At 45.4% G+C, this 25,707-nt stretch carries 20 protein-coding genes, 2 rRNA genes and 2 pseudogenes (1 of these 24 running past the window's edge); 14 read left to right on the plus strand and 10 right to left on the minus strand.

The genetic code is table 11. The features are described 5' to 3' along the window. Nucleotides 1-8: 8 nt before the first annotated feature. From ACXAC1_RS02030 to ACXAC1_RS02080, 11 genes are all read left to right on the plus strand, one after another. Nucleotides 9-617, plus strand: a complete 609-nt coding sequence (locus ACXAC1_RS02030) for a TRAP transporter small permease subunit (protein WP_475058211.1) — start codon at nt 9-11, stop codon at nt 615-617. A gap of 9 nt (nt 618-626) precedes the next feature. After that, nucleotides 627-1,976 carry a TRAP transporter large permease gene (locus ACXAC1_RS02035; RefSeq protein WP_475058213.1) on the plus strand — a complete coding sequence of 450 codons (1,350 nt, stop codon included), beginning with the start codon at nt 627-629 and terminating at the stop codon, nt 1,974-1,976. Between the two features lie 75 nt (nt 1,977-2,051). Next, nucleotides 2,052-3,209: an iron-containing alcohol dehydrogenase gene (locus ACXAC1_RS02040; RefSeq protein ID WP_475058215.1), complete on the plus strand. Its 1,158-nt coding sequence runs from the start codon at nt 2,052-2,054 to the stop codon at nt 3,207-3,209. Between the two features lie 82 nt (nt 3,210-3,291). Further along, the gene (locus ACXAC1_RS02045) at nt 3,292-4,788 is read left to right on the plus strand and encodes a CoA-acylating methylmalonate-semialdehyde dehydrogenase (protein WP_475058217.1); all 1,497 of its coding nucleotides are present in this window, start codon (nt 3,292-3,294) and stop codon (nt 4,786-4,788) included. A gap of 196 nt (nt 4,789-4,984) precedes the next feature. After that, complete coding sequence (locus tag ACXAC1_RS02050) at nt 4,985-5,755, plus strand: IclR family transcriptional regulator (protein WP_475058219.1); 771 nt, start codon at nt 4,985-4,987, stop codon at nt 5,753-5,755. Nucleotides 5,756-6,119: 364 nt separating this feature from the next. Next, nucleotides 6,120-6,554 carry a MarR family transcriptional regulator gene (locus ACXAC1_RS02055; protein ID WP_475058221.1) on the plus strand — a complete coding sequence of 145 codons (435 nt, stop codon included), beginning with the start codon at nt 6,120-6,122 and terminating at the stop codon, nt 6,552-6,554. Nucleotide 6,555: 1 nt separating this feature from the next. Then, a complete protein-coding gene (locus tag ACXAC1_RS02060; RefSeq protein ID WP_475058224.1) occupies nt 6,556-7,620 on the plus strand; it encodes an HlyD family secretion protein in 1,065 nt (354 codons plus the stop codon). Continuing rightward, the gene (locus ACXAC1_RS02065; RefSeq protein ID WP_475058227.1) at nt 7,610-8,629 is read left to right on the plus strand and encodes a DUF2955 domain-containing protein; all 1,020 of its coding nucleotides are present in this window, start codon (nt 7,610-7,612) and stop codon (nt 8,627-8,629) included. The genes ACXAC1_RS02060 and ACXAC1_RS02065 overlap by 11 nt, the downstream gene beginning before the upstream one ends. A 222-nt stretch (nt 8,630-8,851) precedes the next feature. Next, nucleotides 8,852-9,850: an ABC transporter substrate-binding protein gene (locus ACXAC1_RS02070; RefSeq protein WP_475058230.1), complete on the plus strand. Its 999-nt coding sequence runs from the start codon at nt 8,852-8,854 to the stop codon at nt 9,848-9,850. 59 nt (nt 9,851-9,909) lie between these two features. After that, the gene (locus ACXAC1_RS02075) at nt 9,910-10,809 is read left to right on the plus strand and encodes an ABC transporter permease (protein WP_475058233.1); all 900 of its coding nucleotides are present in this window, start codon (nt 9,910-9,912) and stop codon (nt 10,807-10,809) included. Beyond that, nucleotides 10,802-11,971, plus strand: coding sequence for a quaternary amine ABC transporter ATP-binding protein (locus tag ACXAC1_RS02080; protein WP_475058236.1), 1,170 nt, complete (start codon nt 10,802-10,804; stop codon nt 11,969-11,971). The genes ACXAC1_RS02075 and ACXAC1_RS02080 overlap by 8 nt, the downstream gene beginning before the upstream one ends. Before the next feature lie 26 nt (nt 11,972-11,997). Here ACXAC1_RS02080 and ACXAC1_RS02085 read toward each other — a convergent pair whose 3' ends face one another. Continuing rightward, entirely contained in the window at nt 11,998-12,663 is a 666-nt protein-coding gene (locus ACXAC1_RS02085; protein ID WP_475058238.1) for a glutathione S-transferase, read from the minus strand. A 146-nt stretch (nt 12,664-12,809) separates the two neighbouring features. On the opposite strand from ACXAC1_RS02085, the gene ACXAC1_RS02090 reads away from it, so the two are divergent. Next, the gene (locus ACXAC1_RS02090) at nt 12,810-13,643 is read left to right on the plus strand and encodes a polyphosphate kinase 2 family protein (protein WP_475058240.1); all 834 of its coding nucleotides are present in this window, start codon (nt 12,810-12,812) and stop codon (nt 13,641-13,643) included. A gap of 213 nt (nt 13,644-13,856) precedes the next feature. On the opposite strand, the gene ACXAC1_RS02095 is transcribed toward ACXAC1_RS02090, so the two are convergent. The 3 genes from ACXAC1_RS02095 to ACXAC1_RS02105 form a co-directional block, all read right to left on the minus strand. Next, nucleotides 13,857-14,081: a hypothetical protein gene (locus ACXAC1_RS02095; protein WP_475058243.1), complete on the minus strand. Its 225-nt coding sequence runs from the start codon at nt 14,079-14,081 to the stop codon at nt 13,857-13,859. A gap of 2 nt (nt 14,082-14,083) precedes the next feature. Beyond that, nucleotides 14,084-14,296, minus strand: coding sequence for a hypothetical protein (locus ACXAC1_RS02100; RefSeq protein WP_475058245.1), 213 nt, complete (start codon nt 14,294-14,296; stop codon nt 14,084-14,086). 174 nt (nt 14,297-14,470) lie between these two features. Next, nucleotides 14,471-15,546, minus strand: a protein-coding gene (locus ACXAC1_RS02105) for an IS3 family transposase (RefSeq protein ID WP_475058248.1) whose coding sequence is annotated in 2 segments (ribosomal slippage) — nt 14,471-15,285 and nt 15,285-15,546 — 1,077 coding nt in all. Because the reading frame shifts where the segments join, the coding sequence is not laid out codon by codon here. 352 nt (nt 15,547-15,898) lie between these two features. On the opposite strand from ACXAC1_RS02105, the pseudogene ACXAC1_RS02110 reads away from it, so the two are divergent. Then, nucleotides 15,899-16,123: pseudogene (locus ACXAC1_RS02110) on the plus strand (IS5/IS1182 family transposase); the annotation flags it as partial. Nucleotides 16,124-16,154: 31 nt separating this feature from the next. On the opposite strand, the gene ACXAC1_RS02115 reads toward ACXAC1_RS02110, so the two are convergent. Beyond that, entirely contained in the window at nt 16,155-18,395 is a 2,241-nt protein-coding gene (locus ACXAC1_RS02115; RefSeq protein WP_475058250.1) for a methyl-accepting chemotaxis protein, read from the minus strand. Nucleotides 18,396-18,647: 252 nt separating this feature from the next. On the opposite strand from ACXAC1_RS02115, the pseudogene ACXAC1_RS02120 reads away from it, so the two are divergent. Further along, nucleotides 18,648-19,263, plus strand: a pseudogene (locus ACXAC1_RS02120) (IS3 family transposase); the annotation flags it as partial. Nucleotides 19,264-19,291: 28 nt separating this feature from the next. On the opposite strand, the gene ACXAC1_RS02125 reads toward ACXAC1_RS02120, so the two are convergent. From ACXAC1_RS02125 to ACXAC1_RS02145, 5 genes are all read right to left on the minus strand, one after another. Beyond that, nucleotides 19,292-20,623 carry an IS4 family transposase gene (locus tag ACXAC1_RS02125; protein ID WP_475058252.1) on the minus strand — a complete coding sequence of 444 codons (1,332 nt, stop codon included), beginning with the start codon at nt 20,621-20,623 and terminating at the stop codon, nt 19,292-19,294. Nucleotides 20,624-20,722: 99 nt separating this feature from the next. Next, complete coding sequence (locus ACXAC1_RS02130; protein ID WP_475058255.1) at nt 20,723-21,274, minus strand: DUF2058 domain-containing protein; 552 nt, start codon at nt 21,272-21,274, stop codon at nt 20,723-20,725. A gap of 238 nt (nt 21,275-21,512) precedes the next feature. Continuing rightward, nucleotides 21,513-22,676 carry an IS256 family transposase gene (locus ACXAC1_RS02135; RefSeq protein WP_475058256.1) on the minus strand — a complete coding sequence of 388 codons (1,164 nt, stop codon included), beginning with the start codon at nt 22,674-22,676 and terminating at the stop codon, nt 21,513-21,515. Between the two features lie 214 nt (nt 22,677-22,890). Further along, nucleotides 22,891-23,005 (minus strand): 5S ribosomal RNA (gene rrf, locus ACXAC1_RS02140). Between the two features lie 165 nt (nt 23,006-23,170). Next, nucleotides 23,171-25,707: ribosomal RNA gene (locus ACXAC1_RS02145) — 23S ribosomal RNA — on the minus strand (it continues 350 nt past the right edge of the window).

Here is a 25,707-nt window from a genome sequence, read left to right on the forward strand (position 1 = left end):
AGGATTCTATGAAACCGGAACAACCTAACCATTTAGAACTGGGCGTTGATAAACCGTCGCTCACCCAACAGGCGGTACTGCCAACCACAACCATTTCTCATCGTATAGATGGATTTCTTCATGCCGTTGGCGATGCCTCTTCTTGGATTTGGATAATTTTGATGACTACCATCATCATAAACGTCTTTATGCGCTATGCCATTGGTGAAGGGCGCATCGAATTTGAAGAAATGCAGTGGCATCTGTACGCCATTGGCTGGCTATTTGGCCTATCTTATTGCTTTAGTTACGACGAACACGTTCGTGTCGACTTGATTCACGACCGCATGTCCCTTCGCGCGCAAGCGTGGGTGGAATTCTTCGGCATCCTATTTTTGCTGGCCCCCTTTGTTGTCGTAGTCGCATGGTACGCTATTCCGTTTATTAGCTACTCCTGGACGATGAGCGAAATCTCTACGAATCCAGGTGGTTTGCCATACCGCTGGGCCATCAAAGCCATGCTGTTGATTGGATTTGTATTGTTGGCGCTGGCTGTGGTTTCGCGTTTTTCTCGTGTATTGGCGTTGCTCTTTGGTAGATGTGCGCCGTCAACTCAATACCAACTTAGTCGTGCCTAGGAGACTGATATGGAAATCAATGAAATATTAGCACTCACCATGTTCGCCACCTTTATTGGCTGTCTGTTTAGTGGCTTTCCCGTCGCTTGGGTCATGGGCGGTGTAGCGGTGCTTTTCGCGGTATTGGCGATGGTGGCAGACTACTGGTTCGATGCATTTATCGGCATAGATTGGAATTATGTTTCGATTGTTGTGCCGCGTATTTGGGCTGTAATGACCAATTGGGTTCTTGTGGCGTTACCCATGTTTGTCTTTATGGGTTTAATGCTCGATCGCTCCGGCGTAGCGGAAGACCTGATGACTAATCTTGCGCGATTATTTGGCCGTGTTCGCGGTGGTTTGGCCGTGACAATAACGTTCGTAGGTCTGATGCTGGCGGCATCTACCGGTATTATCGGGGCATCGGTAGTTCTGCTTGCTGTTCTCGGTATCCCGATGATGATGCGCGATGGTTACAGCAAAGAATTGGCTTGTGGCACCGTTTGTTCCACCGGCACGTTAGGAATATTGATTCCTCCCAGCATTATGTTGGTAATGATGGGGGATCGCGTCGGTTTATCTGTGGGAGACCTCTTCCTAGGCGCACTGTTCCCCGGCCTTCTATTGGCAGCATTATATGTTGGTTACATCATGATTTACGCGTGGTTGAAACCTTCCGCTGCGCCAGTACCTGAAGATAGTACCCGCGTCACACTGAGTATTTTGTGGAATGTACTTAAAGCCGTATTACCAACAACCGGGTTGATTTTGGCAGTGCTCGGTTCCATCTTTTTTGGAATCGCAACACCAACTGAAGCCTCCGGAGTAGGTGCATTAGGTGCCACAATGTTGGCAGCTAGCAAAGGTCGTTTGACACCTAAAGTACTGCAAGAAGTTGGCCGGGAGACCACTAAAACCAGTGCTTTTATTTTTGCGTTATTACTTGGTGCAACGGCTTTCTCGCTAGTATTCCGCGGTCTAGGTGGTGACGAAATAATTGAAGGCGCATTACACGGATTGCCATTTGGCCCAACCGGCGTGGTGATCACCATTCTATTTGCAACCTTCTTACTTGGCTTCTTCCTAGATTGGATCGAACTCACTTTGATCATCCTACCATTGGTGGCGCCAGTAGTGGCGAACTTAGGCTTTGATCTAGTGTGGTTCACTATCTTATTCGCAGTATGTTTACAAACATCTTTCCTGACTCCACCGGTCGGCTTTGCACTCTTCTATTTGAAAGGTGTGGCCCCGGCGGGTATTTCCCTAGGCAATATTTACCGAGGTGTTGTGCCATTCATTTCAATCCAGTTATTGGGGTTGATAATTGTCTTTTACTGGCAGGGGATAGTCACTTGGCTTCCGAGCATCGCCTATTAAATACCATTTTTTGCGCCTCAAGCGCTCCCTAAACACATCAATAAGAAAACCAATATAAATAGATAGGAGCACATCATGTCTAGCCAAATTATTTTACCTCGTATCATGCAGGTAGGGGCCTCTGTGTCCCGAGAGTTACCGTCTATGCTCGACGACTTAGGCTGCAAAAAGCCACTAATTGTGACCGACAAAATGATGGTAAAACTGGGCTACATCCAGAACATTACTGACCACTTGATAACACATAACATCTCTCACAATGTATTTGATGACACCGTACCTGAGCCAACCATAGCATCAATCAAAGCTGGTGTTGAAATGGTCGCAGCCGGCGACTATGACTCCATCGTGGCAGTGGGCGGAGGTAGCCCAATCGACAGCGCGAAAGCCATTGCCATTCTTGGTAAACACGGTGGTGAAATGCGGGACTACAAATTTCCGCGCATTGTGAATGAGCTGGGCTTACCAATCATAGCCATTCCGACAACGGCGGGAACCGGGTCAGAAGTCACACGTTTCACCATCATTACCGATGAAACTTGCGATGAGAAAATGCTGTGCGTGGGCGCCGGATTTATGCCGGTTGCGGCCATAATCGATTACAGCTTAACTTTGAGTCTCCCTCCAAGAACAACTGCCGATACTGGCATTGATGCGCTTACCCATGCCATTGAAGCCTATGTTAGCAAGAAAGCAAGCCATTACAGTGACTCTCAAGCCATAGCAGCTATGAAGCTCATCGGCCCTAACTTGCGTACTGCATTCCACGATGGTGGGAATAAACATGCTCGAGAAGCGATGATGCTCGGCTCCACTCTTGCAGGAATCGCCTTCTCCAACGCTTCCGTGGCCTTAGTTCATGGCATGAGTCGTCCCATAGGAGCGTTTTTCCATGTACCGCACGGCTTATCCAACGCCATGCTGTTACCAAGTGTAACGGAATTCTCCATACCAGAAGCCCCTATACGCTATGCGGATTGTGCTCGAGCAATCGGTGTAGCAAGCGAAAGTGACAGTACGGAACGAGCCAATAGTAAGCTTCTAGAAGAGCTACGCTCACTGAACTTGGAACTGGACGTGCCGACGCCGGAGCAATTCGGCATTAGCAAAGACCTCTTTTTCGAAAAAATTCCAACCATGGCGTCACAAGCGCTGGCATCGGGTTCACCAAGCAATAACCCACGCGTTCCGACAGAAGCCGAAGTAGCTAAACTGTATGCGCAACTTTGGTAATGCTTATCGCGCCCTGAAATAGGTATAAACCTAACGGATTACAACAAACACAACACATTACGTTTAGAAGAGGAATATTAACATGACAACCATCGGACATCTGATTAACGGCGCCATCAACATGGAAGGCGAGCGCCAACAGCCAGTTTTTAACCCGGCCACCGGCCAATCCGATAAAGCCGTTTTGCTTGCCAGTAAAGCCACGGTTGAAGAAGCCATCAGCTCGGCTCAAGCTGCCTACCCAGCGTGGCGAAATACGCCGCCTATCAAGCGTGCGCGCATCATGTATAACTTCAAGAATCTCCTAGAGGCGCAAGCAGAAAAAATCTGTCAACTCATCGGCGAAGAGCATGGAAAAATCCTTCACGATGCTATGGGCGAGCTTCAACGGGGTATCGAAAATGTGGAATACGCATGTGGTGTGCCGGAGCTATTGAAAGGTGAGCACAGCCGAAACGTTGGCCCTAACATTGATTCTTGGAGTGAACTCCAGCCGCTAGGTGTAGTCGCTGGTATCACACCTTTTAACTTCCCAGCTATGGTGCCATTATGGATGTTCCCAATGGCGATTGCGACAGGCAACACATTCGTTTTAAAGCCATCAGAACGTGATCCTTCCGCGACGCTTTTCATAGCGCAGCTGCTACAAGAAGCAGGCCTACCAGATGGAGTTATGAACGTGGTCAATGGTGATAAAGTCGCTGTAGATACCCTGTTGACAGACAAACGTGTTAAAGCTGTGAGTTTCGTAGGCTCTACGCCGATTGCGGAATATATTTACAGCACAGCAAGCGCCAACGGCAAACGCTGCCAAGCCCTTGGAGGAGCAAAAAATCACGCCATCGTAATGCCCGACGCGGATATGGACAACGTGGTTAACCAGCTTCTTGGTGCCGCATTCGGCTCATCCGGCGAGCGCTGCATGGCACTTTCTGTTGCCGTCGCCGTTGGTGACGATGCTGCCGACGCCTTGGTTGCGACAATGAAAGATGCTATGCAAGACCTAAAAGTGGGGGCTGCAATCGACAACGAAAACGACTTTGGCCCAGTCATTACCAAGGCACATAAGGAAAAAGTCACCAGCTACATTACCAGCGCAGAACAAGATGGCGCGACCGTGGTGGTCGATGGTCGTCAGCCAAATGTAGATGGATACCCAGATGGCTTCTTTGTCGGAGCAACCCTGATCGATGGTGTTACCCCATCAATGCAGAGCTACCAAGAAGAAATCTTTGGTCCTGTGCTGCAGGTTATGCGTGTTCCAAACATGGAAGAAGCAATGCAGCTTATTAACGATCACGAATACGGTAACGGTACTTGTATCTTTACCCGTGATGGTGAAGCCGCTCGTTACTTCTCTGACCATATCGAAGTGGGCATGGTAGGGATCAACATTCCACTGCCAGTACCAGTCGCCTACCACAGCTTCGGTGGTTGGAAGCGTTCTCTATTTGGTGACTTGCATGCCTATGGGCCAGATTCTGTACGCTTCTACACAAAACGCAAAACCATAACCCAACGCTGGCCCTCTGCCGGTGTCCGTGAAGGGGTTTCTTTTGCCATGCCTACGATGAAATAGTCGATGTGCCGACGCTAAACAAGTTGTTGAACAAAGACTAAATGATGGTGTAAAACGTCGGGGGGAGCATTTCCTCAACTCTTACCCCAACCCCAACCAAAATAAAGTGGCGGCACTCTTGTGGTAACCCGCCGTCACTTTTATTATCAAGGCCCACATCATGCATTTTCATCATAAAGACAGGTAGCATCGCAACATGAATACACTAAAACGAGAAAAAGGGTCGAACATCACCCGCGTCTTAGAAATCATCGAAGCGGTGTCTAAATCTGAGCATCCTCTAAGTGCGGCAGATTTATCCATTCTACTGGATATTCCCAAACCTAGCGTGCACCGCTTGTTACAACAAATGGAAGCCGAAGGCTTTTTACAAACCAATATGCGCGGTTTGATTGTACCTGCTGATCGCTTGCAAAGCATTGCCTTAGGCTTGTTGTATTCTGGACAGTTCAAAGCGCAGCGCCAAGCCATCTTGAAAGCACTTGCCGATAAAGTTGGAGAAACATGCGGTATTTCCATCCCCAATGGTACGGAAATGATTTACTACGATCGCGCGCAAACGAATTGGCCGTTGCAGATTCACTTGCCCATCGGCATCCACACACCTATTTGCTGTACCGCAAGTGGAAAGCTGTATTTAAGCGCCATGACTAAGGAGCGCCGTAAACGTCTTTTGAATCATTTACCCATGACACAGTATGCACGTAACACTCAGATCGATCCGGCAGAACTGGAATTGGCATTACAGCGCATTCGCCAAGAGGAAGTAGGCACCGACAATGAAGAATTTGTCGATGGAATGGTGGCGGTTTCTGTGCCTATCAAAGACGAACAAGGTCGTTTAATAGCCTGCTTATTCTGTCACGCACCGGTCATTCGCAAAGACCTAGGCGCCTTACTAAAAAATGTTCCGTTGCTGCGAACCGCAGCGGCAGAGCTTGGCAAATTAATAGATGAAGGTCACTAAGACCACGCCGACTAAGCGTTATTCCAACCTCCCAGATTTAAGCTTGCTGCAAACAAATCTACATCGTGACCAAGCCCATATACAACCGCAAATTAATCTGCGGTTTTTCTGACAAAATACTCTTTTGCCTATGAAGAGGCTTTTTTAAAAGTAGATTAGCAGCATTCCCTCCTCTGTCAGGCCCCTAGTCAGATTGTGTTAATATCTTTAAATGTTCTTGTATATACCTTTCCAAACCAACAACCTAAATCGCTGCTTAATTCGGCGCAGTTGATAAAGATTGAGTAAGTCAATTATATTCAATTGCCTAGCAAGCTAGGTAAAATCATAATACCTAGCATGCTAACTAAATTAGGGAGTTCAAATGGAGCAAAATATAGGTTGGAATTTAAGTCGAGCAGCACTTAGCTGGCGACATGTGGTTGATCTCTATATGTCAGACCTCGGCTTCACGCAATCTCGCTGGATCGCAATGCTGCACTTGAAACGAATAGGAGAAGGCTGCACTCAAAGCGAGTTAGCCAGCAACATTGGCATCGAGCAACCCTCTTTAATCCGCACGTTAAATCAGCTTTGCGAGGCAGGCTACCTGCAACGAAAAGAGTCTGAACACGATGCGCGCTGTAAAACACTTTGGTTCACCAGTAAAGGCAAAGAAGTCTTACAGGAAATGCAAACGATAGCAGATCAAGGGCGCCATGCATTACTAGATGGACTGAGTGATGAGCAACGCGGACTATTAAATAACGCCTTACTTAGCATTATCACAAACGCACAGAAAATGAGTAGTAAACACTAACATGACACCTGATATACATTTTAATCGATGGATGAAGCGCTCCGTTGTACTTTTCTTAGTCATCTTCGCTTATCTAGTTATTGCCGACACCACGATTCCAATGACTAGTTACTCAACCGTTCAGCGCCCCGTCCTCAGTATTGCGCCACAAGTATCGGGAAAAGTGACTGAAGTTGCCGTCCACAACAACCAAGAAGTTAAACGTGGTGATGTGTTGTTTCGACTCGAAGACGCTGACTATAAAATCGCCTTAAAACAAGCTCAGTTGAGCTTGCAGCAGGCCTATCAGACCAACGCTACGTTAAAAGCAAACATCGCTGAAGCTGAGGCCGAATGGGCTGTTGCTAACGTTGCATTGCAAGAAAGTGAAAGAGAGCTCAAACGTTTAAAATCACTGCAAACGCAACACCTTGTCAGTGAACAGCAAGTAGATCAAGCCACGGCTCAAGTCGCTTCTAACAAAGCAAACCTTCACGCTATCGATGCTCGTAAAAACGCCATTGCCATCGCCCTAGGTGACGACGAGAGTAATAACATCGCTGTGAACAATGCCCGAAGCGCCGTTGCTGATGCACAACTCAACCTATCGCGCACAACGATTCTGGCGCCACAAGATGGCGTCATTTCTAATATGCAGCTGGTTCCAGGGATGGTCACCCAAAGCGGACAGTCTCTTTTATCCTTAGTCATCAGTGGGCAAGATCGTATTACGGCAGATTTTCGAGAAAAAAGTATTGCCAGTGTGACACCTGGAACCCCTGCTCTGATCGTCTACGATGCCTTCCCAGGAAAATTATTTGAGGGCGTTTTGACCAGTCGAGACTCTGGTATTTCTCAAGGACAAAACATTGCAAATGGTATTCTTGCGACACCTGATGATAGTGACCGCTGGGTCAGAGATGCACAACGCATTCGCGTTTATGTTAACCAAACAGGTCAAATCCCATCATCATTAGTGAGTGGTTCTAAAGCAACCGTCATGGTGGAATCAAGCGACTCTAGCTTGCTACGCCTAATTGGCCATATACAAATGCGCATCGTAAGCTGGCTACACTATGTTTACTGAGATGAAACCTACGGAGAAAAAGCGCTTACTTCGTATTGCGTTTGGCACCACCATTGGCTTTTCTGTATGTAAAATCATGGATTGGCCTTATGGCGTTTTCTTTACTGTTTTTCCTATGTTGCTATTGGGCATGGTGCCGACGTTTAACCGCACTTTAGCACTGGAGTTCATCGTAGGTGCAGCAATTAGTGCCCTTGAGATGTGGGTTCTACAAACGTTTTTCAAACCCTTCCCACTCGCCATGCTACTCGCGGTATTCTTTATTTTTAGCTACCATTTTCGCTTTATGCTCACCAGCCGCTACTTCTTAATGTGGGCCTCGGGATTGATCACGCTTTCCACTTTATTGAATTTTGGCAGCTACGACGCAGGACAAGCGACGGATATGGTCGTCGCAACGGTGTTAGCAGCCTTAATTTCCGTAGTGAGTGCCTACCTTCTGTATTGGCTCATTCCCGACACTGAGCCCTTTAAAGGCGCACCGCCAGCGAAACCTTCCGCTTCTCAAATTAACCATAGGACGATTCTAGGAGCTTTACTGGCTACGATTTCTTTTGCTGTATTTCAAATTGCAGACTTAAAGGACTCACTCTCAGCGCAAGTTGCGACGATGCTTATTCTCTTCCCTATGACGTATCAAGGCTCTGTCATTAGCGCTAAAAAACGAGCTAAAGGTGTGGCCTACGGATGTGTTTTAGCACTGTGTGCGCAAGTTTTACTGTATGACCTGATTTCTCATTTACTTTTAGTCGCTTTATCTTTGTTTATGACTGTAATGATTACAGCTTACTTTCATTTGGTAGAACGCTCTGGATCAGGTATTGGCTTTGGTGCCTTAACAACCATTGGGATACTTTACGGCCAGTATTTAACGCCACAGGGAGATATTTTCTTCAGCGCTTTATACAGGTTTAGTTCTGTTTTAGTAGCAATGTTTTGCGTACTTGTCGTGGCTTACCTACTAGATAACTGGCTCAACCGCTATAAATGGACTCAGAACAACCCATAATTGTCTATTTTATCAACAACCGCCGCACTCTCTCCTAGTGCGGCGCTTACCCTTACACAACTCCCTCTTTTCATAACAAACGACAACATTATTCACTTCGACACTGATAAATAATGTTTCTATGCTAATAACTTATTTGATTACTAATAGTTTGATGTGTAAATTAATAGGCAAAATAATCAAATAATTCGCATACAATCAATTATCCCAAAGGAACTCGGCATGATAAAAAAAGCACTCATCACTTCCGCCGGAGCACTGTTTGCTTGCTCCTCATTCGCTGCTGACTGCGGCAAGGTCACTATCGCAGAAATGAACTGGAACTCAGCCAGCTTGATGGCGAATGTTGACCAATTCATCCTAAAGCATGGCTTTGACTGTGACGCCGAGCTGGTTCCTGGCGACACCATGCCAACTGGTACCTCTATGATTGAAAAGGGTGAACCTGATATTGCTCCTGAATTGTGGACCAACTCCATGAAAGCGGCTTTGGATCGCGGGGTTGAAGAGGGTCGCTTACAAGTTGCAAGTAAGTCGCTATCTGATGGTGGTGAAGAAGGCTTCTGGGTACCGCAATACATGGTCGATGAATACCCAGAGTTAGCCACTATTGAGGGGGTTAAAAAACACGCCAAAGAATTCCCACATCCAGAGGATGATTCCGTATCAGGTTTCTACGGCTGTCCAGCTGGTTGGAACTGTCAAATCACAGCACGTAACCTATTTACCGCGCTTAATCTAGAAGAGTCTGGCTTTGAGTTAGTGGACCCTGGCTCTGGTGCAGGCTTATCAGGTGCCATTGCACGCGCCTACGAACGACAAGAACCATGGTTCGGTTACTACTGGGCACCAACCGCAGTGCTTGGGAAATACAAAATGGTTAAGGTTGATTTTGGCAGCGGTGTCAATGAACAACACTACTTGGAGTGTATCTCTAGTGAAACATGTCTAGAGCCTGAAGTGACTATGTATCCGCCTTCCCCAGTTTACACTGTCACAACGACAGAGTTTGCAGAAAGAGCACCTGAAGCATTCGCCTACATGGAAAACCGTTCTTTTACGAATGCTGAAATGAACAGTTTGCTTGCTTGGATGGAAGAAAACCAAGCTGATGGTGCTTATGCCGCAGAGAACTTTATGTTTGAACATGAAGACATCTGGTCTGCTTGGGTAAGCCCTGCTGTTAAAGAAAAGCTCATCACTGCTTTAGATAACCTTTAAAGGTTTTTAGAAGGCGTCTACACGACGCCTTCTCCCGCTTTATATAAGAGACATGATTTATGGCTGACGCATCCTGGTTAACTGAATTTCCAGATATGAGTCGTCGCGAGCTACTGACGATCCGCAAAACTTTAGATAGCGCATACCGCGACTTTTCCCGTGAATACGGCGACTCAATTGAATCCCTTTTTGATCCTTTGTTAAGTTTTCTAGTTTGGTTTGAGCATCTACTCATCCAAACACCATGGTGGATTATTCTGTTCATCATGACAGCCATCGTGCACTTTGCCACTCGCTCATGGAAGCTCAGTACCGGTGTCGTTATCTCACTGCTTTTAATAGGTTATTTTGGCATGTGGGAGGATACGATGCGTACACTGAGTATCATCACAGTCTGTACGCTACTCTCCATTGTATTAGGAATACCAATCGGTATATTGATGTCTCGGTCAGATCGGGCCCAATCAATCGTTACTCCGTTGCTGGATGTAATGCAAACCATGCCAGCTTTCGTCTATTTGATCCCTGTGGTGATGCTGTTAGGCATCGGTAAGATCCCTGGTGTGATTGCCGTTGTCATATACGCTATACCACCCGTGATTCGCTTAACCAATCTAGGCATTCGCCTAGTCAGTAAAGAGATACTTGAAGCGGCCACTGCTTATGGCGCTACGCCTACACAACGACTATTTGGAGTTCAACTTCCTTTGGCAATGCCAACCATCATGGCCGGTATTAACCAAACCATTATGATGGCATTAGCAATGGTAGTAATCGCATCCATGATTGGTGTGAAGGGTCTAGGCCAACCTGTATTGAAGTCTATTACCAACCAATATTTCACTTTAGGCTTGTTAAATGGCCTCGCGATTGTAGCGCTTGCTATCATTTTTGACCGCGTTTCTCAAAGCTACGCTAAACGCACCCAGAAACATTTAGAGGGACAGGATCATGGCTAGCAATGAAAACGCTTTAATTGAAATCGAAGGCCTATACCAAATCTTCGGCCCTAGTGCAGAGAAAGTCCTGCCAAAGGTAAAAGCCGGTGCAAGCAAAGACGAAGTTTTGGCAGAAACAGGCCATACGGTAGGTTTGCAAGATATAAATCTCGCCATTGATAAGGGCGAAATCTTTGTCATCATGGGACTATCAGGATCAGGCAAGTCCACATTAATACGCCACTTCAATCGCCTAATTGATCCCACAGCTGGGAAAATAAAAGTGAACGGCGATGACATCATGACATTGCCTATGAAAGAGTTAACTCAATTTAGGCGTCACAAGATGTCAATGGTATTCCAACATTTTGGTCTACTTCCGCACAGAACGGTTATTGAGAATGTTGGCTATGGGCTATCCATTAAAGGATTAAAACGTAGCGAATGGGAAGACAAAGCAAAAGAATGGCTGGATACCGTTGGTTTAGCTGGCTATGAAGAGCAATACCCTTCGCAGCTCTCTGGTGGCCAACAACAGCGTGTAGGTCTCGCGCGCGCTCTGTGTACTGACGCAGAAATTTTGTTGATGGACGAAGCTTTTTCCGCTCTTGACCCGCTTATCAGATACGACATGCAGAGTCAGTTGATTGAATTGCAGGAAAATCTTCACAAGACAATTATCTTCATCACCCATGACCTAGACGAAGCGCTTCGTCTAGGTGATCGTATTGCGGTTCTTAAAGATGGCAAGCTAGTTCAGGTTGGTAAACCCGTTGATATCATATTGAACCCTGCTGACGACTACGTCAGAGCATTCGCAAAAGACGTCAATCGAGCTAGGGCATTATTTGTTAAGAATGTGATGTCGCCCGCGCTGCCGATGTGCTCATCGGATAATTTAGAGGACCTCAAATTGCAGCTTAACGAGCATGGCGTTGCCTTCAGGAAAATAGGTGATGGCGTGTTCGAAGCCTGTACAGAGATAGACTCTAATGACAACGCTGTCTGGCTAGCTGTTGCAAGCTTAAAGCGTAATCAGCTACTACAAGATATCTTGCCCACCATGCTAGAAAGCAAACAACCACTCCCTGTTATCGACAAGAACCAGCAGTTGTGTGGTTATCTAAGCCACAAAGCATTAGCAAAAATGCTGCAGCTTCCTCATCAAACTGAAGCAGCCTAGATCAGCTTCAACTCAGCCAACACACCTCAAGAATTGAGGTGTGTTGGAAATATAATAGTGGGCTGGCCTTCCTGCCAAGGTTCATACTTTGACATGATCGCTGCAAATTGCTCTGTGTCTATGAAACCACTCAACCAACGCTTTAAATTTGGATAATTTGAATCCGCAAACCAAGTTGGTTTTACCCCAGCAAACTGACGAATAAATGGAAATATTGCGACATCAGCTAACGTCATCGACTCTCCCATTAAGTAAGGATAACGGCTGAGGCGAACATCTAATCGCTTTAGAAAACGCTCACCTTTTTGCCGATAAAACTCTTCCGTGAATTCAGGGTGCCGATCTGCGTACTTATATCGATCCAACCAATACTTAAAGCAGCGGTCATTATAAGACACCCAAGTCTGAATCTTCGTTTGCATCACTTTGTGTTGAGGCCAAAGCTGTAAGCTCATGCTAGACGCCGGAGCTTGGTTAATCGCCCACATCATAATGTCAAAACTTTCAGGGTAACGTTTGCCATCAACAATTAATTGAGGCACTGTCGAGCGTCCACCAAGCTTTAACAATGCCTCAGGCTTATTCTTTAACACAACTTCCCTCAACTCTACTGATTGAGAAAGCAAAGCAAGTGTGTAGCGTGCTCGCATCGCATAAGGACAGCGTCGAAAGCTATAAAGTATTGCTGGCAAAAAACTCTCCACTATTCAATCATTTGAAACATAACCATTATAAGGAAAGCAAAGAGACTGCTAAAGCGATAACACCATATGGATAGCGTCTATCCAAAAGTTTGTATATTGTTGAATAAATTCATCTACTGGAAATGGAGCAAGGAATGTTCTCCCCAAGTGCGATCACTCTAATACCATCCCCTCCTCGTCTCAATGACATTGATACAACTGATAAGAATTATGAGTTAAAGAATAAGGAGCAGTACCAAAAGAAACTGAAAAAAGCTCAAGAGCTGATGCTTCAGGTGCAGCAAGCATATTTCCATCAAGGTAAACGAGCAATTATTGTTTTCCAAGGCTGGGATGCTGCGGGGAAAGGTGGTGCAATTCGCAGAATCACTGAAAAGCTCGATCCGCGTGGCTATCGAGTACATCCAATCGCTTCACCAACAAAAGACGAGCAAGGCCGACATTACCTATATCGATTTCAGGCCCGTCTACCTAAGCCTGGCTCCATCGCTATTTTTGACCGCTCTTGGTACGAGCGTGTATTAGTTGAACGCATTGAAGAGTTTGCTTCGCCTCACGAGTGGCAACGGGCTTACCAAGAAATCAATGAATTTGAACGCATGCTGACTGATGATGGTGTCCGTATCATTAAAATTTTTATGCATATCTCTAAAGATGAGCAATTAAAGCGCTTTGAAGAACGCCTCAACAACCCGATGAAGCAATGGAAACTGACGGAAGAAGACATTCGTAACCGTGCAAAATGGGACGAATACGAAACTGCTACGGATGAGATGTTCCAGCGTACTTCAACTCTTTCAGCTCCATGGACTATCATTCCAGGTAATAAGAAATGGTTTGCTCGTATAGAGGTACTCAATACTGTAATCGAAGCGCTCTCAAAAGAAGTAGACTTAAGCCCACCACCTATAGATCCAGCCGTTGTCAAAGCTGCCCGTAAACAGTTGGGCATACAAATAAACGATTAGATATCACTTACTAAAAGCAAAAGGGCCGATTAAATCGCAATGCTGTTCACTTAAGGGGAGCAGCATTGCGATACACCGGATAACGGGTCTTGTTTATCTTTACCGTCCTAGGTCTAGAAGGCCTAGAGCGGTAGTTTATACACAACTCTCCAATACCTGATCTTAGGTGAGCTGAGCGAGTTCCAGTCTTTGATACTGGTTGTGCTTGTGCCATCACAATGAGCTGACTCGCAATATAGCAGTATGCCGCCATTTAACTAGGGCTGCTCGGGGCTTAGCTCTGTAGTAGAGCATATTAATACCATGTTCAGCACTTTGTTTCGTCTTTTCTTCACGACGACGCTTCTGCTCGGCACGCCCCCAAGCAGAAGACTCGGCCATGTCGCGGCGGTGAGCCTGTTTTTCTATTTCAGTTAAAGCTCTTACTTTTCTATTCATGCTTAGACTTTACTACCCGCGGTCCAGCCATCCGGGTTTGGAGCAGGTGCAATAGTTGTCCCATTATTGAGATCGAAACCACCACTACCGCCTGTTCCTTTAAAGCTTTTTATAAGAGCAACTAACTGATCGTTTGAGTCTATGTAAGCTTGGATCGGTTTATCAAGGATAATTAACTCTAAAGTGTTCTGTGCTGAAGTAGACCTGCTGATCATTTAATACTTTCGATGGAGAAACCTTTCCATCATAACTGTACTCATACGCTAAGAAAGTATTGTCCCTATCAGGAAGCAATATATTCTGTACATTAACAGGAGTAGAGCCTTTGCATGAGTTACAATTAACACAAGGGTAATCCTCCCTTTTTTAACTTAGCTCAAAAGTAGAGGTTAAGCAGCCATTAGAGGTGGCTTGCCTCCGTTAGCTGTATGTGGTCTTTCGTGATTGTAAAACCACAACCATTTCGTTGCATAGTCTTGCACTTCCTCAAGTGTTTCAAAAAGATGCTTGCTTACCCATCCATATCTAGCTGTTCGATTATATCGTTCAATATAAGCATTTTGTTGTGGATTGCCAGGTTGGATGTATTCAACTCTAATGCCTTTCTTTTTAGCCCAACGAGTAAACTCATGACTCACAAATTCCGGCCCGTTATCACAACGCAGTATCTGTGGTTTATCTCGCCATTCAAGCAATTGCTCAAGCGTGCGTATCACCCTCAAGGTCGGTAAGGAAAAGCCTGCTTCCATCGCTAGTCCTTCGCGCTTGAAGTCATCGATTACGTTAAATAGACGATAGTGGCGACCATCGATAAGTTGGTCATGCATAAAGTCCATAGACCAAACCTGATCTCGTTTGGTTGGCTCCTTCAAGGGTTCAGGTACGTTCCGCTTTAAGCGTCTTCTTGGGCGGATTCGTAGATTCAACGCCAACTCGCAATAGATTCGATAGACACGTTTATGATTCCAAGTGTGGCCTTTTACGTTTCTTAGATAAAAGAAGCATTGCCCAAACCCCCAATCCGTTTGAGTCTCTGCTAGGTCAACTAAAAGTTTAGCGATCAAAGCATTGTCATCATTCAAAAGGCTCTTGTAACGATAACAGGTTTCACTGATCATAAAAGCAGAGCAGGCCAAACGAATGCTCACCGCCTTATTCGCTACAGCATGAAGTGACATCTCTCGTCGAAGGGATGGCTTCACCACTTCTTTGCCATGGCTTCCTGTATGATCTCCGCCTTTAACCGTTCTTCTGCATACATCTTTTTAAGACGACGGTTTTCTTCCTCAAGTTCTTTCATACGAGCCATTAAAGAGGCATCCATATCACCATATTTGGACCGCCATTTGTAAAATGTTGCCGAGCTCATACCATGCTCTCGACATAGCTCAGGAATGGGTGTGCCTGCCTCTGCTTGCTTTAGTATGGCCATGATTTGGCTATCGGTATAACGTGATTTTTTCATGCAGAACCTCCTGCGTTTAGAGTACGAGAAAATTCTACTTTTGGCTGCTGTTATTTTTCGGGGGGATTACCCAAGCTAAAAGGAAATTACTCCACACCTTCTCTAGAGCCTCATTTGTATCCTTCGGCTCAATATGTTCTACCGCAAGCAAAGTCTTAATAGGTCGTTCACAGTAACTACAACATAGCCCCAATCGGCTGACTAAATCAGGTTTAGCATCCTCGTATTTATCAAAGTTATCACTTACGGGCGACAGACCTTTACTAACTGGACGCACACCAACTATTCCCCAAGCTTTCAACACGTTGCATTTCAAGGAATGCGTGATAAGCGAGGTTATCTGCATAGGGAGCAACCCATCATCGGGCACCTCAAATCAGATGGAAAACTCAGACGATGCTTCCTCAAAGGCATACTAGGCGATGCGATTAACGCGATCTTAAGTGCCTGTGGTCAAAACCTTCGTAAGCTGCTGAAGTGGCTAAATTTTGCCTTGATCTGGGGTTGCTTTTATAGCGGAATGAAATGGAAGCCAGTCTTATTGCCGCGAAGACTAGAAAATGAGATGGCGCTTTAGTCTAAAAGCGCCATTATTCAGGGACGACTATTTAAGATTTAAAAGTAATGCATTGGCTCTTTAATGAATGGCTTAGTTGCGCAAGTTGCTGGCTGGTTTGAGCAACTTGGGCTGCACCTTCATTTGATGTTTTACCAATATGAACAATCTGATCAACGCTGCTGTTTATCTCATTGGCAACGAGTGTCTGCTCTTCCGCCGCACTGGCTATTTGTATATTAACATCGGTCATGTTGCTTACATTACTTGCGACAAGATCCAGCGCTTCACATACTGTTCGAGCTTGGTTCATTGTTTCTTCAGCATGTTGGGCATTGGTTCTCATCGCATTAACCGCTTTTTCGCTGCTACTTTGTAGTACTTTAATAATATCATCAATTTGTAATGTTGATTCTTGAGTTCTTGCTGCAAGTGTTCTGACTTCATCTGCGACGACAGCAAAACCTCTACCTTGTTCGCCAGCACGCGCTGCTTCGATCGCCGCATTTAGTGCCAATAAGTTGGTTTGCTCTGAGATGTCACTGATTACATTAAGAATGTTAGCAATGCGCTGACTGTCGTTGCTTAGCTGATTAATGATATTGGCGGATTGCTTAATCTCATTGTTCAAGCCTTGAAGATGTTGCTCTGTATGCTCTAACTTATCACGACCTATCATTGTGGCTTCATCTGCTTTTTTAGCTGATTCGGCTGCTTGCGCCGCATTACTGGCAATATCGTTGACGGTAGCTGTCATTTGATTCATTGCTGTCGCCAGCTGCTCACTTTCTACTAGCTGCTGATGCATATTCTGTTGAGTTTGATCGCTAATAACGCCTAGATGTTTGGCTGATTCATCCACATCATTTGTCGCCCCTTTGATTTTCTTTATAACGCTATCAAACGCCTCCATAAGGCCATTGAAATTATGGCTGATTTGAGCAACTTCGTCTTTACCTCGAACGGGCACCCGGATACTAAGGTCTTTTGTGTCTGCTACATCCCGTAAGATGCGGTTTAGGCTTAGTATAGGTTGTACCAGTTTTCTTGAAAAAACAATCCCGATTAAGACCGCGAGTAAGCTGAAAAGAGTCAGTGTGATCAGGGCGCTTATAATAATACTGTGAGTTAGATCATTTATTGTGGCAAAGGCTTCTTCGGTGTCAATTTCACTTAATAATACCCATTTTAAACCTTTGAACTGAACCGGTGTAAAAGCAGAAATTACAGACACATTGCGATAGTCGTTGATAATGTTATATCCAGTTTGCCCTGACAAACCTAAACGAACACTTTCAGTGTCAATCGCTTGTAAACCGATATTACTGTTACGTTTTACGATAGCGTTCACTACATCATTGCTTGCGCCTCCGTTGCGTAGCGCTTGGCTAAAACCGTCCGCGTCTTCAATTAGAAATCGACTTACAGTGATCGCTTTGGATTTTTGATTGACCAAATACGTTTCGCCGGAATCCCCTAAACCAGACTCTTGCCAGTTATGATTACCAGTCATAATGTTGTTAATGCCGTCAATTGGCATTTGGAAGATTAATATACCCACACGTTGCCCTCTGTCGAAGATAGGGCTAGCAATAAATGAAGCATAGCTGTTATAAGATGGGAGGTAAGCCTGAAATTGTGTGATTGCAGACTCACCTTGATCAAGAGACATCGCTGCTTGATAAGCTTGCGCTAATCCAGAGCTTTTGTAAGGCCCATCTTTCAATGACGTTGCAAAATCGACTTCTTTATAGACACTGTAAACAACATCACTTGTTTCTGCGGATACGACAAAAATGTCATAGAAGCCAAAGTGTTCTAAGAAATTACGGAAGTAGGGATGATAAGCACTATGTGCTTGATCGTAGTCTGTTTTTTGATCTGTAGCGTCTAGTAAATGCTTTGATCCAAGAGGGTGCTTATTAGCACTGATGTACTGTTGTTGAAGGGCGAGAGCCGAATCACTTAGCGAAGTATACAAAGGGTCCAAGGATAGACTTTCACCAGGATTATTGTATTTGAAAGTTGTTAAAAAAGATTGTTGATAATAATTTTTAACCGCTTTAAATTGCGAGTCTCTTGATACATTGGTCTGCGAAGAATAGTTTTTATAAGCTTGAGTGAACGCCCGTGTAGCTTCAATGATTAAAGGGCTGCTCGATTCAGAGAGCAGCTGATCATTAATAGTATTTAGATAGTTTTCAAGGCTCGATTTTTTGGCTTCGCGAATAGCAATTAGTCGTTCTGCCGCTGCTTGCTCTAGTGCGACTGTCGAATCTTTTTTCATTTGCATTACTAACACCGTCGTTAGTAAAGCAAGAGATATTATAGTTGTAATAACTAAAATAAGGATGGACTTTAGCTTAATGGACATAATATATGTCTCCATTAATAGTGGACATGTTTCCACCATAACATTACTGATAAGGCTGAAATGTAATGTTTTTTTAGATTATGTTAAGCCGTCCCTGAATAACTCTCTGAATCGCCACTAGTTAGCTAGAGACCTTTTAGTTAGATAAAATGATCTAAATGAGAGGTATTTATGAGCAAAACACGTTACCCAGAACAATTCAAAACTGAAGCGGTTAAGCAAGTGACTGAAGCAGGCTTTAAGACACCACCACTCACAGCTTATGCGCTTGGATTAAACGATATGGCCCTGAGGCAGAATCGTTTGTAGAGGCCTCTGCTGAGTCGAGCGAGATTCTTCGTCTTCGTAAAGAACTCAAGCGAGTGACGGAAGAGTGCGATTTGTTAAAAAAAGCCGCGGCGTACTTCGCAAGCCACCCAGACTAAGATACACCTTTATCAGGGATCACTGTGCTGACTTTTCAGTATGTCGACTGTGTAATCTCTTCGATGTTCACCCTAGTGACTATTACGCTTGGTTGAAAGAGCCAAAATCAAAACTTGCTAAGGAAAATGAACGATTAACAGGTCTAATCAAACAACTCTGGTTGGAATCGGGTTGTGTCTACGGTTATCGAAAGATCTATCAAGACCTGAAATCCTTGAATGAATCTTGTGGTATTAATCGAGTGCATTATCTGATGCGAAGAGCGGGACTCAAGACCCAGGTGGGTTACCGTAAGCCTAGAACTCGATCAGGAGAAACTCATACGATAGCCAGCAATGTGCTTGAAAGACAGTTTAATCCAGAAAGCCTCGCATATGCGGCAATGCTGTTCACTTAAGGGGAGCAGCGTTGCGATCCACCGGATAACGGGTCTTGTCTATTTTTACCGTCCTAGGTCTAGAAGGCCTAGAACGGTAGTTTATACACAACTCTCCAATACCTGATCTTAGGTGAACCAAGCGAGTTCCTGTCTTTGATACTGGCTGTGCTTGAGACAGCACAATGAGCTGACTCGCAATATAGCAGTATGCCGCCTTAAAGCTTATTTCACTTGGGGATTTCTGACAAGCAATGGCTGTTTGCCCTGCTTCACGCCTTACAACATTGTAGGCTAGTAATAAACTCCAAACCTCCTGATAAATCAGTTCCACTTTCTTGCTTCTAAGAGTGAGAGCATTATTGTTCATTGAGCTTTTGATATCTCTAAAGCCTAGTTCGATTTCCCAGCGCTCATGGTATAACTTGCTCACCATTTCTGTATTGAATTTCGCATAGGGCAAGGAAGTATAAACCGTCTTCTCAACCTTATTGATTTCATAAGTCACCGCGCGGACATCCCAGTATTCAGGTAGGCTTGAATTGCGTTTTTTAGCCTGATCTGAGACCTTCATGCGCAGTAATCTATCCCGTGAGTTGTACTGCTCAACCTCCTCATAAACCAACCCCTTACGGGCAGGGATTAACCAATGGCGATTGTCATTGTCACGATTGATGCTAAGCAAAAGGTCGGCTCCCCAAAAACCTTTATCTAGCAGTGTTACAGAGTGGTCAGGGATACGAGATACAAAGTTCTCAGCCATTCGAATTTCACCTTTGCGATAGGGACTGATTTGGGCATCAAGCATGATGTGAGACCTTGTATTCATAAGACTGACTAGCCTTAGCATAGGATAAGGTGTTTGACGGTTAGTCGAGGTGTTACCAGACCCAAAGTGCTCTCGTAACTCGGGCGTGTCAGGCGTTCGGAACAACGCACCATCAACAGCGAAAACTTGCAGTCCATTCCAGTCATCTGCTGGGTAACGCTCACTTCCCCAATGATAACCTGTTTTGCGAAATAACCACTCAAGAGGCTGGGGACCTAACCGCTGGCGAGCGGAAGAAATGCCACTTTTTGCTAGTAAACAGTCATTAGCCAAGCCTTGGGAGCAGATGTTTAAACGTCGTGCCACATCAGCAATAGGTTCATCTCTGAAGAGCGACATGCCTAACACTAACCAAAGCACCTGATCTGATGGTAATCGCCGCCTACGAATGGTTGCACTCTGAGTGAGCGTAAGGGCGGATTCGACCCACTCAACAGGGATGTTTTGAGTAAAAGTACTTTGGTCTGAGAATTGGTGTAGTTCGTCGATTTCAAGCAAGGTTTGGTGAAGAGGCATAAAAAATCCAGTAGCCTGATGGTTACTGGATTTTAACTAATTATGCTGTTATTTTCTTAAGTGAACAGCATTGCGACTAAATCGGCCCTTCTTATATTCTTACCACATCAAATCATCAGGGATTTGGAATTCAGCATAAGGATCGTCTTCATCGATCTCTTCCGCTTTAGAAGAGCTATTCAATACTAGAATCATTTCAGGTTCTTTTTCCTGAACCTTCTCGGCGATACCTTTTGGTACGATCTCGTATTGGCCTTCCAGTTTAGCAATCGCTAGACGCCCCTCAGATAGATCCTTATGCATCTTCTCAGAGACATATAGCTTCTTCACTTTTTTATCATCTGTAAAGTTATAGGCAATCTCACCGTCTTCTTTTGGAACACGGTTTTGAATAATGATCTGACGGATTTGACCTAGAATAGCTTTGTGTTCAATTTCAGCTTGACGCTTTAGATTCAGCTCTTTATCACGTGCCGCTTTCTCTTCCTTCTGACGCTTCAACTCAGCTTGACGTGCTTTTTCAGCCGAATTGTCTAGCTGACCTTTCTTCATCTTTTGCTTGGTCTGAAGCTTCTCAGCTTTAATCTTATTCGCTTTTTTCTTATCGACAATACCAGCACCTAACAGCTGCTCTTGTAAGGACTTAGCCATGTAAAACCTCTAATAAACGCACATCATATACTTCGCGTATTATATCGTTTTTCAAAAGTAATGCCCTGCACTTTTTTAAAAGCCAAGGTACGCCCTGCTCCCCTCTCTTTTGTTAAATGGTTTGTTTTTTGGTCGAAACAAAAACATTTAATGAGAGAGGGGCGCCTAATACAACGACCTTTACGGTATCGTCCCATTGAGTGTGTCTCTGCTCTCATCAAACATCTTTATTTATCTCTTATTTAAATAAATTGCTCTTTTGGAATCGACTCACTGGGTGACGATAAGTACTGCTATTCATATCAATCGCAACCTTGCTTAAAAGAGTTAACACTGATTCAACATTAGGCATCGAGTTTCTAATTTTCAATGTTCTTTTGAAGGCTTTGTTCAGTCGCTCAATCCAGTTGGTGGTGTAAATCATATTTCGGATATCATACTCGAAGCTTAGATAAGTTGAGTAATATGAGAGCCAATATGGATCAGCTAGCCTTTTCATATGAGGGTAGTAGCGCTGCCACCGTTGGGCCACTTGTTGTGCTCTGTCTAGCAACTGTTCTTTTGTATCCTCCCGATTTTCAATTTGAAAAATCTCATTCAAGTCACTGACGACGGCTAGGCGATGCTGCTTTTTGACCTTGTTCAGTATGGATCGCTTGAGATGTAGCACACACTTTTGAATTGAAGCATCAAAGTGCTTTTCTAATGTGCTATCGAGTTCGGTAAGGTTATCGATGACGAATAAGTCTGTTTGCTGCATTCCCCTGTCTTTAAGATCTTGGCAAATCTCATCCCAAAAACTTGATGACTCTGTTGGTGCATTATAGATACCAATCACTTCTCGAGTCATATCAGGTAAAACCGCTAACGCTATGTAATACGCCTCACTGGAGACTCTTTCTCGTTTGGTTTTCACAAACGTGGCATCAAGATATACGATGGGATAATAGCTGTTTAGTGGCCGTTCTCTAAACTCTCGCATTGCATCGGACAAGCTAACAGTAATACGAGAGATCTGGCTTTTTGACAGATGCTGACCGTAGATAGTATGTGTAATGGATTCGATATCACGCGTTGTTAAGCCCTTAGCATACAGCTCAAAACACAACTCATTCAGCGTGTCCGATTGATTCCTCATAATATTGAGTAGTGTCGGCTTGAAGTGCCCTAATCGATCCCTTGGGATTTGCAGTGATAAAGCCTCTCCGATACCAAAGCCATTCACGTTGCGATAGCCATTTGCTTTATTGCCTTGTACAGCAGCCTCAAGATAAGCTGCTCGCTCGGCCTTCATCAGGCTGTTGATCGCCATCTCGAGTAATTTATTGATACCGTCAGGCTGCAAAGTTAGCTGATCAACGGCGGCTTGTATCTGTTGAGTGTTTAGTTTTAAAGTGTCCATAGTCTCTCTTTTGTTAAATGGTTTGTTTTTTGGTCGAAACAAAAACATTTAATGAGAGAGGGGCGCCTAATACAACGTCCTTTACTAGACACACTTCTGGGGACGGTATGGATTCTATCGGGGATAGAACCCCAGGGGTGATCAAGGCAAGGTATTTTCTTCAGACGTAAAAAAACCCTGACAGCTGAGCTATCAGGGCTTCTTTAAATTAAAAGCTTGACGACGACCTACTCTCACATGGGATCTCCCACACTACCATCGGCGATGGCGCTTTTCACTTCTGAGTTCGGGATGGGATCAGGTGGTTCAACGCCTCTATGATCGTCAAGCAAACGGGTTTGCGTTCGTTCTGGCTGGCTTGTTGCCTTGTCCAAAACACGCAAGTTCGTAAACTTGATATCTTTAACAATTAGACTTTGAAGTAGTCGATAACCAAGGTCAAACCGTTGGTTTGTATCGTAAATCTTTGTAGCTTAAAACCACTTTGGTGTTATATGGTCAAGCCTCACGAGCAATTAGTATTGGTTAGCTCAACGCCTCACAACGCTTACACACCCAACCTATCAACGTCCTAGTCTCGAACGGCTCTTTAGGGAACTCTAAGTTCCAGTGAGATCTTATCTTGAAGGAGGCTTCCCGCTTAGATGCTTTCAGCGGTTATCCCGTCCGAACGTAGCTACCCGGCAATGCCACTGGCGTGACAACCGGAACACCAGAGGTTCGTTCACTCCGGTCCTCTCGTACTAGGAGCAACTCTTCTCAAATCTCAAACGTCCACGGCAGATAGGGACCGAACTGTCTCACGACGTTCTAAACCCAGCTCGCGTACCACTTTAAATGGCGAACAGCCATACCCTTGGGACCGGCTTCAGCCCCAGGATGTGATGAGCCGACATCGAGGTGCCAAACACCGCCGTCGATGTGAACTCTTGGGCGGTATCAGCCTGTTATCCCCGGAGTACCTTTTATCCGTTGAGCGATGGCCCTTCCATACAGAACCACCGGATCACTAAGACCTACTTTCGTACCTGCTCGACGTGTCTGTCTCGCAGTTAAGCGCGCTTTTGCCTTTACACTCTTTGCATGATTTCCGACCATGCTGAGCGCACCTTCGTGCTCCTCCGTTACTCTTTGGGAGGAGACCGCCCCAGTCAAACTACCCACCACACAGTGTCCTCGATCCCGATTAGGGACCTGAGTTAGAACCTCAAACATACCAGGGTGGTATTTCAAGATTGGCTCCATGCAAACTGGCGTCTGCACTTCAAAGCCTCCCACCTATCCTACACAAGTAGGTTCAAAGTTCACTGTGAAGCTATAGTAAAGGTTCACGGGGTCTTTCCGTCTAGCCGCGGATACACAGCATCTTCACTGCGATTTCAATTTCACTGAGTCTCGGGTGGAGACAGTGTGGCCATCGTTACGCCATTCGTGCAGGTCGGAACTTACCCGACAAGGAATTTCGCTACCTTAGGACCGTTATAGTTACGGCCGCCGTTTACTTGGGCTTCGATCAAGAGCTTCGCTTACGCTAACCCCATCAATTAACCTTCAAGCACCGGGCAGGCGTCACACCCTATACGTCCACTTTCGTGTTTGCAGAGTGCTGTGTTTTTAATAAACAGTCGCAGCCACCTGGTATCTTCGACCGGTCAGAGCTTACGGAGCAAGTCCTTCACCCTAACCGGCGCACCTTCTCCCGAAGTTACGGTGCCATTTTGCCTAGTTCCTTCACCCGAGTTCTCTCAAGCGCCTTGGTATTCTCTACCTGACCACCTGTGTCGGTTTGGGGTACGGTCAATGTATATCTGAAGCTTAGAAGTTTTTCCTGGAAGCATGGCATCAACCACTTCGTCCAAAAGAGGACTCGTCATCAGTTCTCGGCCTTAAGTACCCGGATTTGCCTAAGTACTCAGCCTACCGCCTTAAACACGGACAACCATCGCCGTGCTGGCCTAGCCTTCTCCGTCTCTCCATCGCAATATACATCGGTACGGGAATATTAACCCGTTTCCCATCGACTACGCTTTTCAGCCTCGCCTTAGGGGCCGACTCACCCTGCCCTGATTAGCATGGGACAGGAACCCTTGGTCTTCCGGCGAGGGAGGTTTTCACTCCCTTTATCGTTACTCATGTCAACATTCGCACTTCTGATACCTCCAGCCTGCCTTACAGCTTGACCTTCAACGGCTTACAGAACGCTCCTCTACCGCTTACACATACGTGTAAACCCGTAGCTTCGGTGTACAGTTTGAGCCCCGTTATATCTTCCGCGCAGGCCGACTCGACTAGTGAGCTATTACGCTTTCTTTAAAGGATGGCTGCTTCTAAGCCAACCTCCTAGCTGTCTAAGCCTTCCCACATCGTTTCCCACTTAACTGTAACTTTGGGACCTTAGCTGACGGTCTGGGTTGTTTCCCTTTTCACGACGGACGTTAGCACCCGCCGTGTGTCTCCCGCGCTCATACTCATTGGTATTCGGAGTTTGCATGGGGTTGGTAAGTCGGGATGACCCCCTAGCCCAAACAGTGCTCTACCCCCAATGGCAATACGCGAGGCGCTACCTAAATAGCTTTCGAGGAGAACCAGCTATCTCCGAGCTTGATTAGCCTTTCACTCCTATCCACAAGTCATCCCCGGACTTTTCAACGTACGTGGGTTCGGTCCTCCAGTTAGTGTTACCCAACCTTCAACCTGCTCATGGATAGATCGCCCGGTTTCGGGTCTAATCCTAGCAACTGAACGCCCTATTAAGACTCGGTTTTCCTACGCCTCCCCTAAATGGTTAAGCTTGCTACTAAAATTAAGTCGTTGACCCATTATACAAAAGGTACGCAGTCACCGAACTAAGTCGGCTCCCACTGCTTGTACGTACACGGTTTCAGGTTCTATTTCACTCCCCTCACTGGGGTTCTTTTCGCCTTTCCCTCACGGTACTGGTTCACTATCGGTCAGTCAGGAGTATTTAGCCTTGGAGGATGGTCCCCCCATATTCAAACAGGATATCACGTGTCCCGTCTTACTCGATTTC

Source organism: Marinomonas sp. AWM4_232 (genome assembly GCF_056158325.1).

Bases quoted from the DNA above. Each gene is read 5' to 3' on its own strand.
- ACXAC1_RS02045 (WP_475058217.1), top strand. From the start codon at position 3,292: ATGACAACCATCGGACATCTGATTAACGGCGCCATCAACATGGAAGGC.
- ACXAC1_RS02130 (WP_475058255.1), bottom strand. From the start codon at position 21,274: ATGGCTAAGTCCTTACAAGAGCAGCTGTTAGGTGCTGGTATTGTCGAT.
- ACXAC1_RS02030 (WP_475058211.1), top strand. From the start codon at position 9: ATGAAACCGGAACAACCTAACCATTTAGAACTGGGCGTTGATAAACCG.
- ACXAC1_RS02065 (WP_475058227.1), top strand. From the start codon at position 7,610: ATGTTTACTGAGATGAAACCTACGGAGAAAAAGCGCTTACTTCGTATT.
- ACXAC1_RS02035 (WP_475058213.1), top strand. From the start codon at position 627: ATGGAAATCAATGAAATATTAGCACTCACCATGTTCGCCACCTTTATT.
- ACXAC1_RS02095 (WP_475058243.1), bottom strand. From the start codon at position 14,081: ATGAATAGAAAAGTAAGAGCTTTAACTGAAATAGAAAAACAGGCTCAC.
- ACXAC1_RS02075 (WP_475058233.1), top strand. From the start codon at position 9,910: ATGGCTGACGCATCCTGGTTAACTGAATTTCCAGATATGAGTCGTCGC.
- ACXAC1_RS02060 (WP_475058224.1), top strand. From the start codon at position 6,556: ATGACACCTGATATACATTTTAATCGATGGATGAAGCGCTCCGTTGTA.
- ACXAC1_RS02055 (WP_475058221.1), top strand. From the start codon at position 6,120: ATGGAGCAAAATATAGGTTGGAATTTAAGTCGAGCAGCACTTAGCTGG.
- ACXAC1_RS02115 (WP_475058250.1), bottom strand. From the start codon at position 18,395: ATGCAAATGAAAAAAGATTCGACAGTCGCACTAGAGCAAGCAGCGGCA.
- ACXAC1_RS02070 (WP_475058230.1), top strand. From the start codon at position 8,852: ATGATAAAAAAAGCACTCATCACTTCCGCCGGAGCACTGTTTGCTTGC.
- ACXAC1_RS02080 (WP_475058236.1), top strand. From the start codon at position 10,802: ATGGCTAGCAATGAAAACGCTTTAATTGAAATCGAAGGCCTATACCAA.
- ACXAC1_RS02135 (WP_475058256.1), bottom strand. From the start codon at position 22,676: ATGGACACTTTAAAACTAAACACTCAACAGATACAAGCCGCCGTTGAT.
- ACXAC1_RS02040 (WP_475058215.1), top strand. From the start codon at position 2,052: ATGTCTAGCCAAATTATTTTACCTCGTATCATGCAGGTAGGGGCCTCT.
- ACXAC1_RS02050 (WP_475058219.1), top strand. From the start codon at position 4,985: ATGAATACACTAAAACGAGAAAAAGGGTCGAACATCACCCGCGTCTTA.
- ACXAC1_RS02090 (WP_475058240.1), top strand. From the start codon at position 12,810: ATGTTCTCCCCAAGTGCGATCACTCTAATACCATCCCCTCCTCGTCTC.
- ACXAC1_RS02100 (WP_475058245.1), bottom strand. From the start codon at position 14,296: ATGATCAGCAGGTCTACTTCAGCACAGAACACTTTAGAGTTAATTATC.
- ACXAC1_RS02125 (WP_475058252.1), bottom strand. From the start codon at position 20,623: ATGCCTCTTCACCAAACCTTGCTTGAAATCGACGAACTACACCAATTC.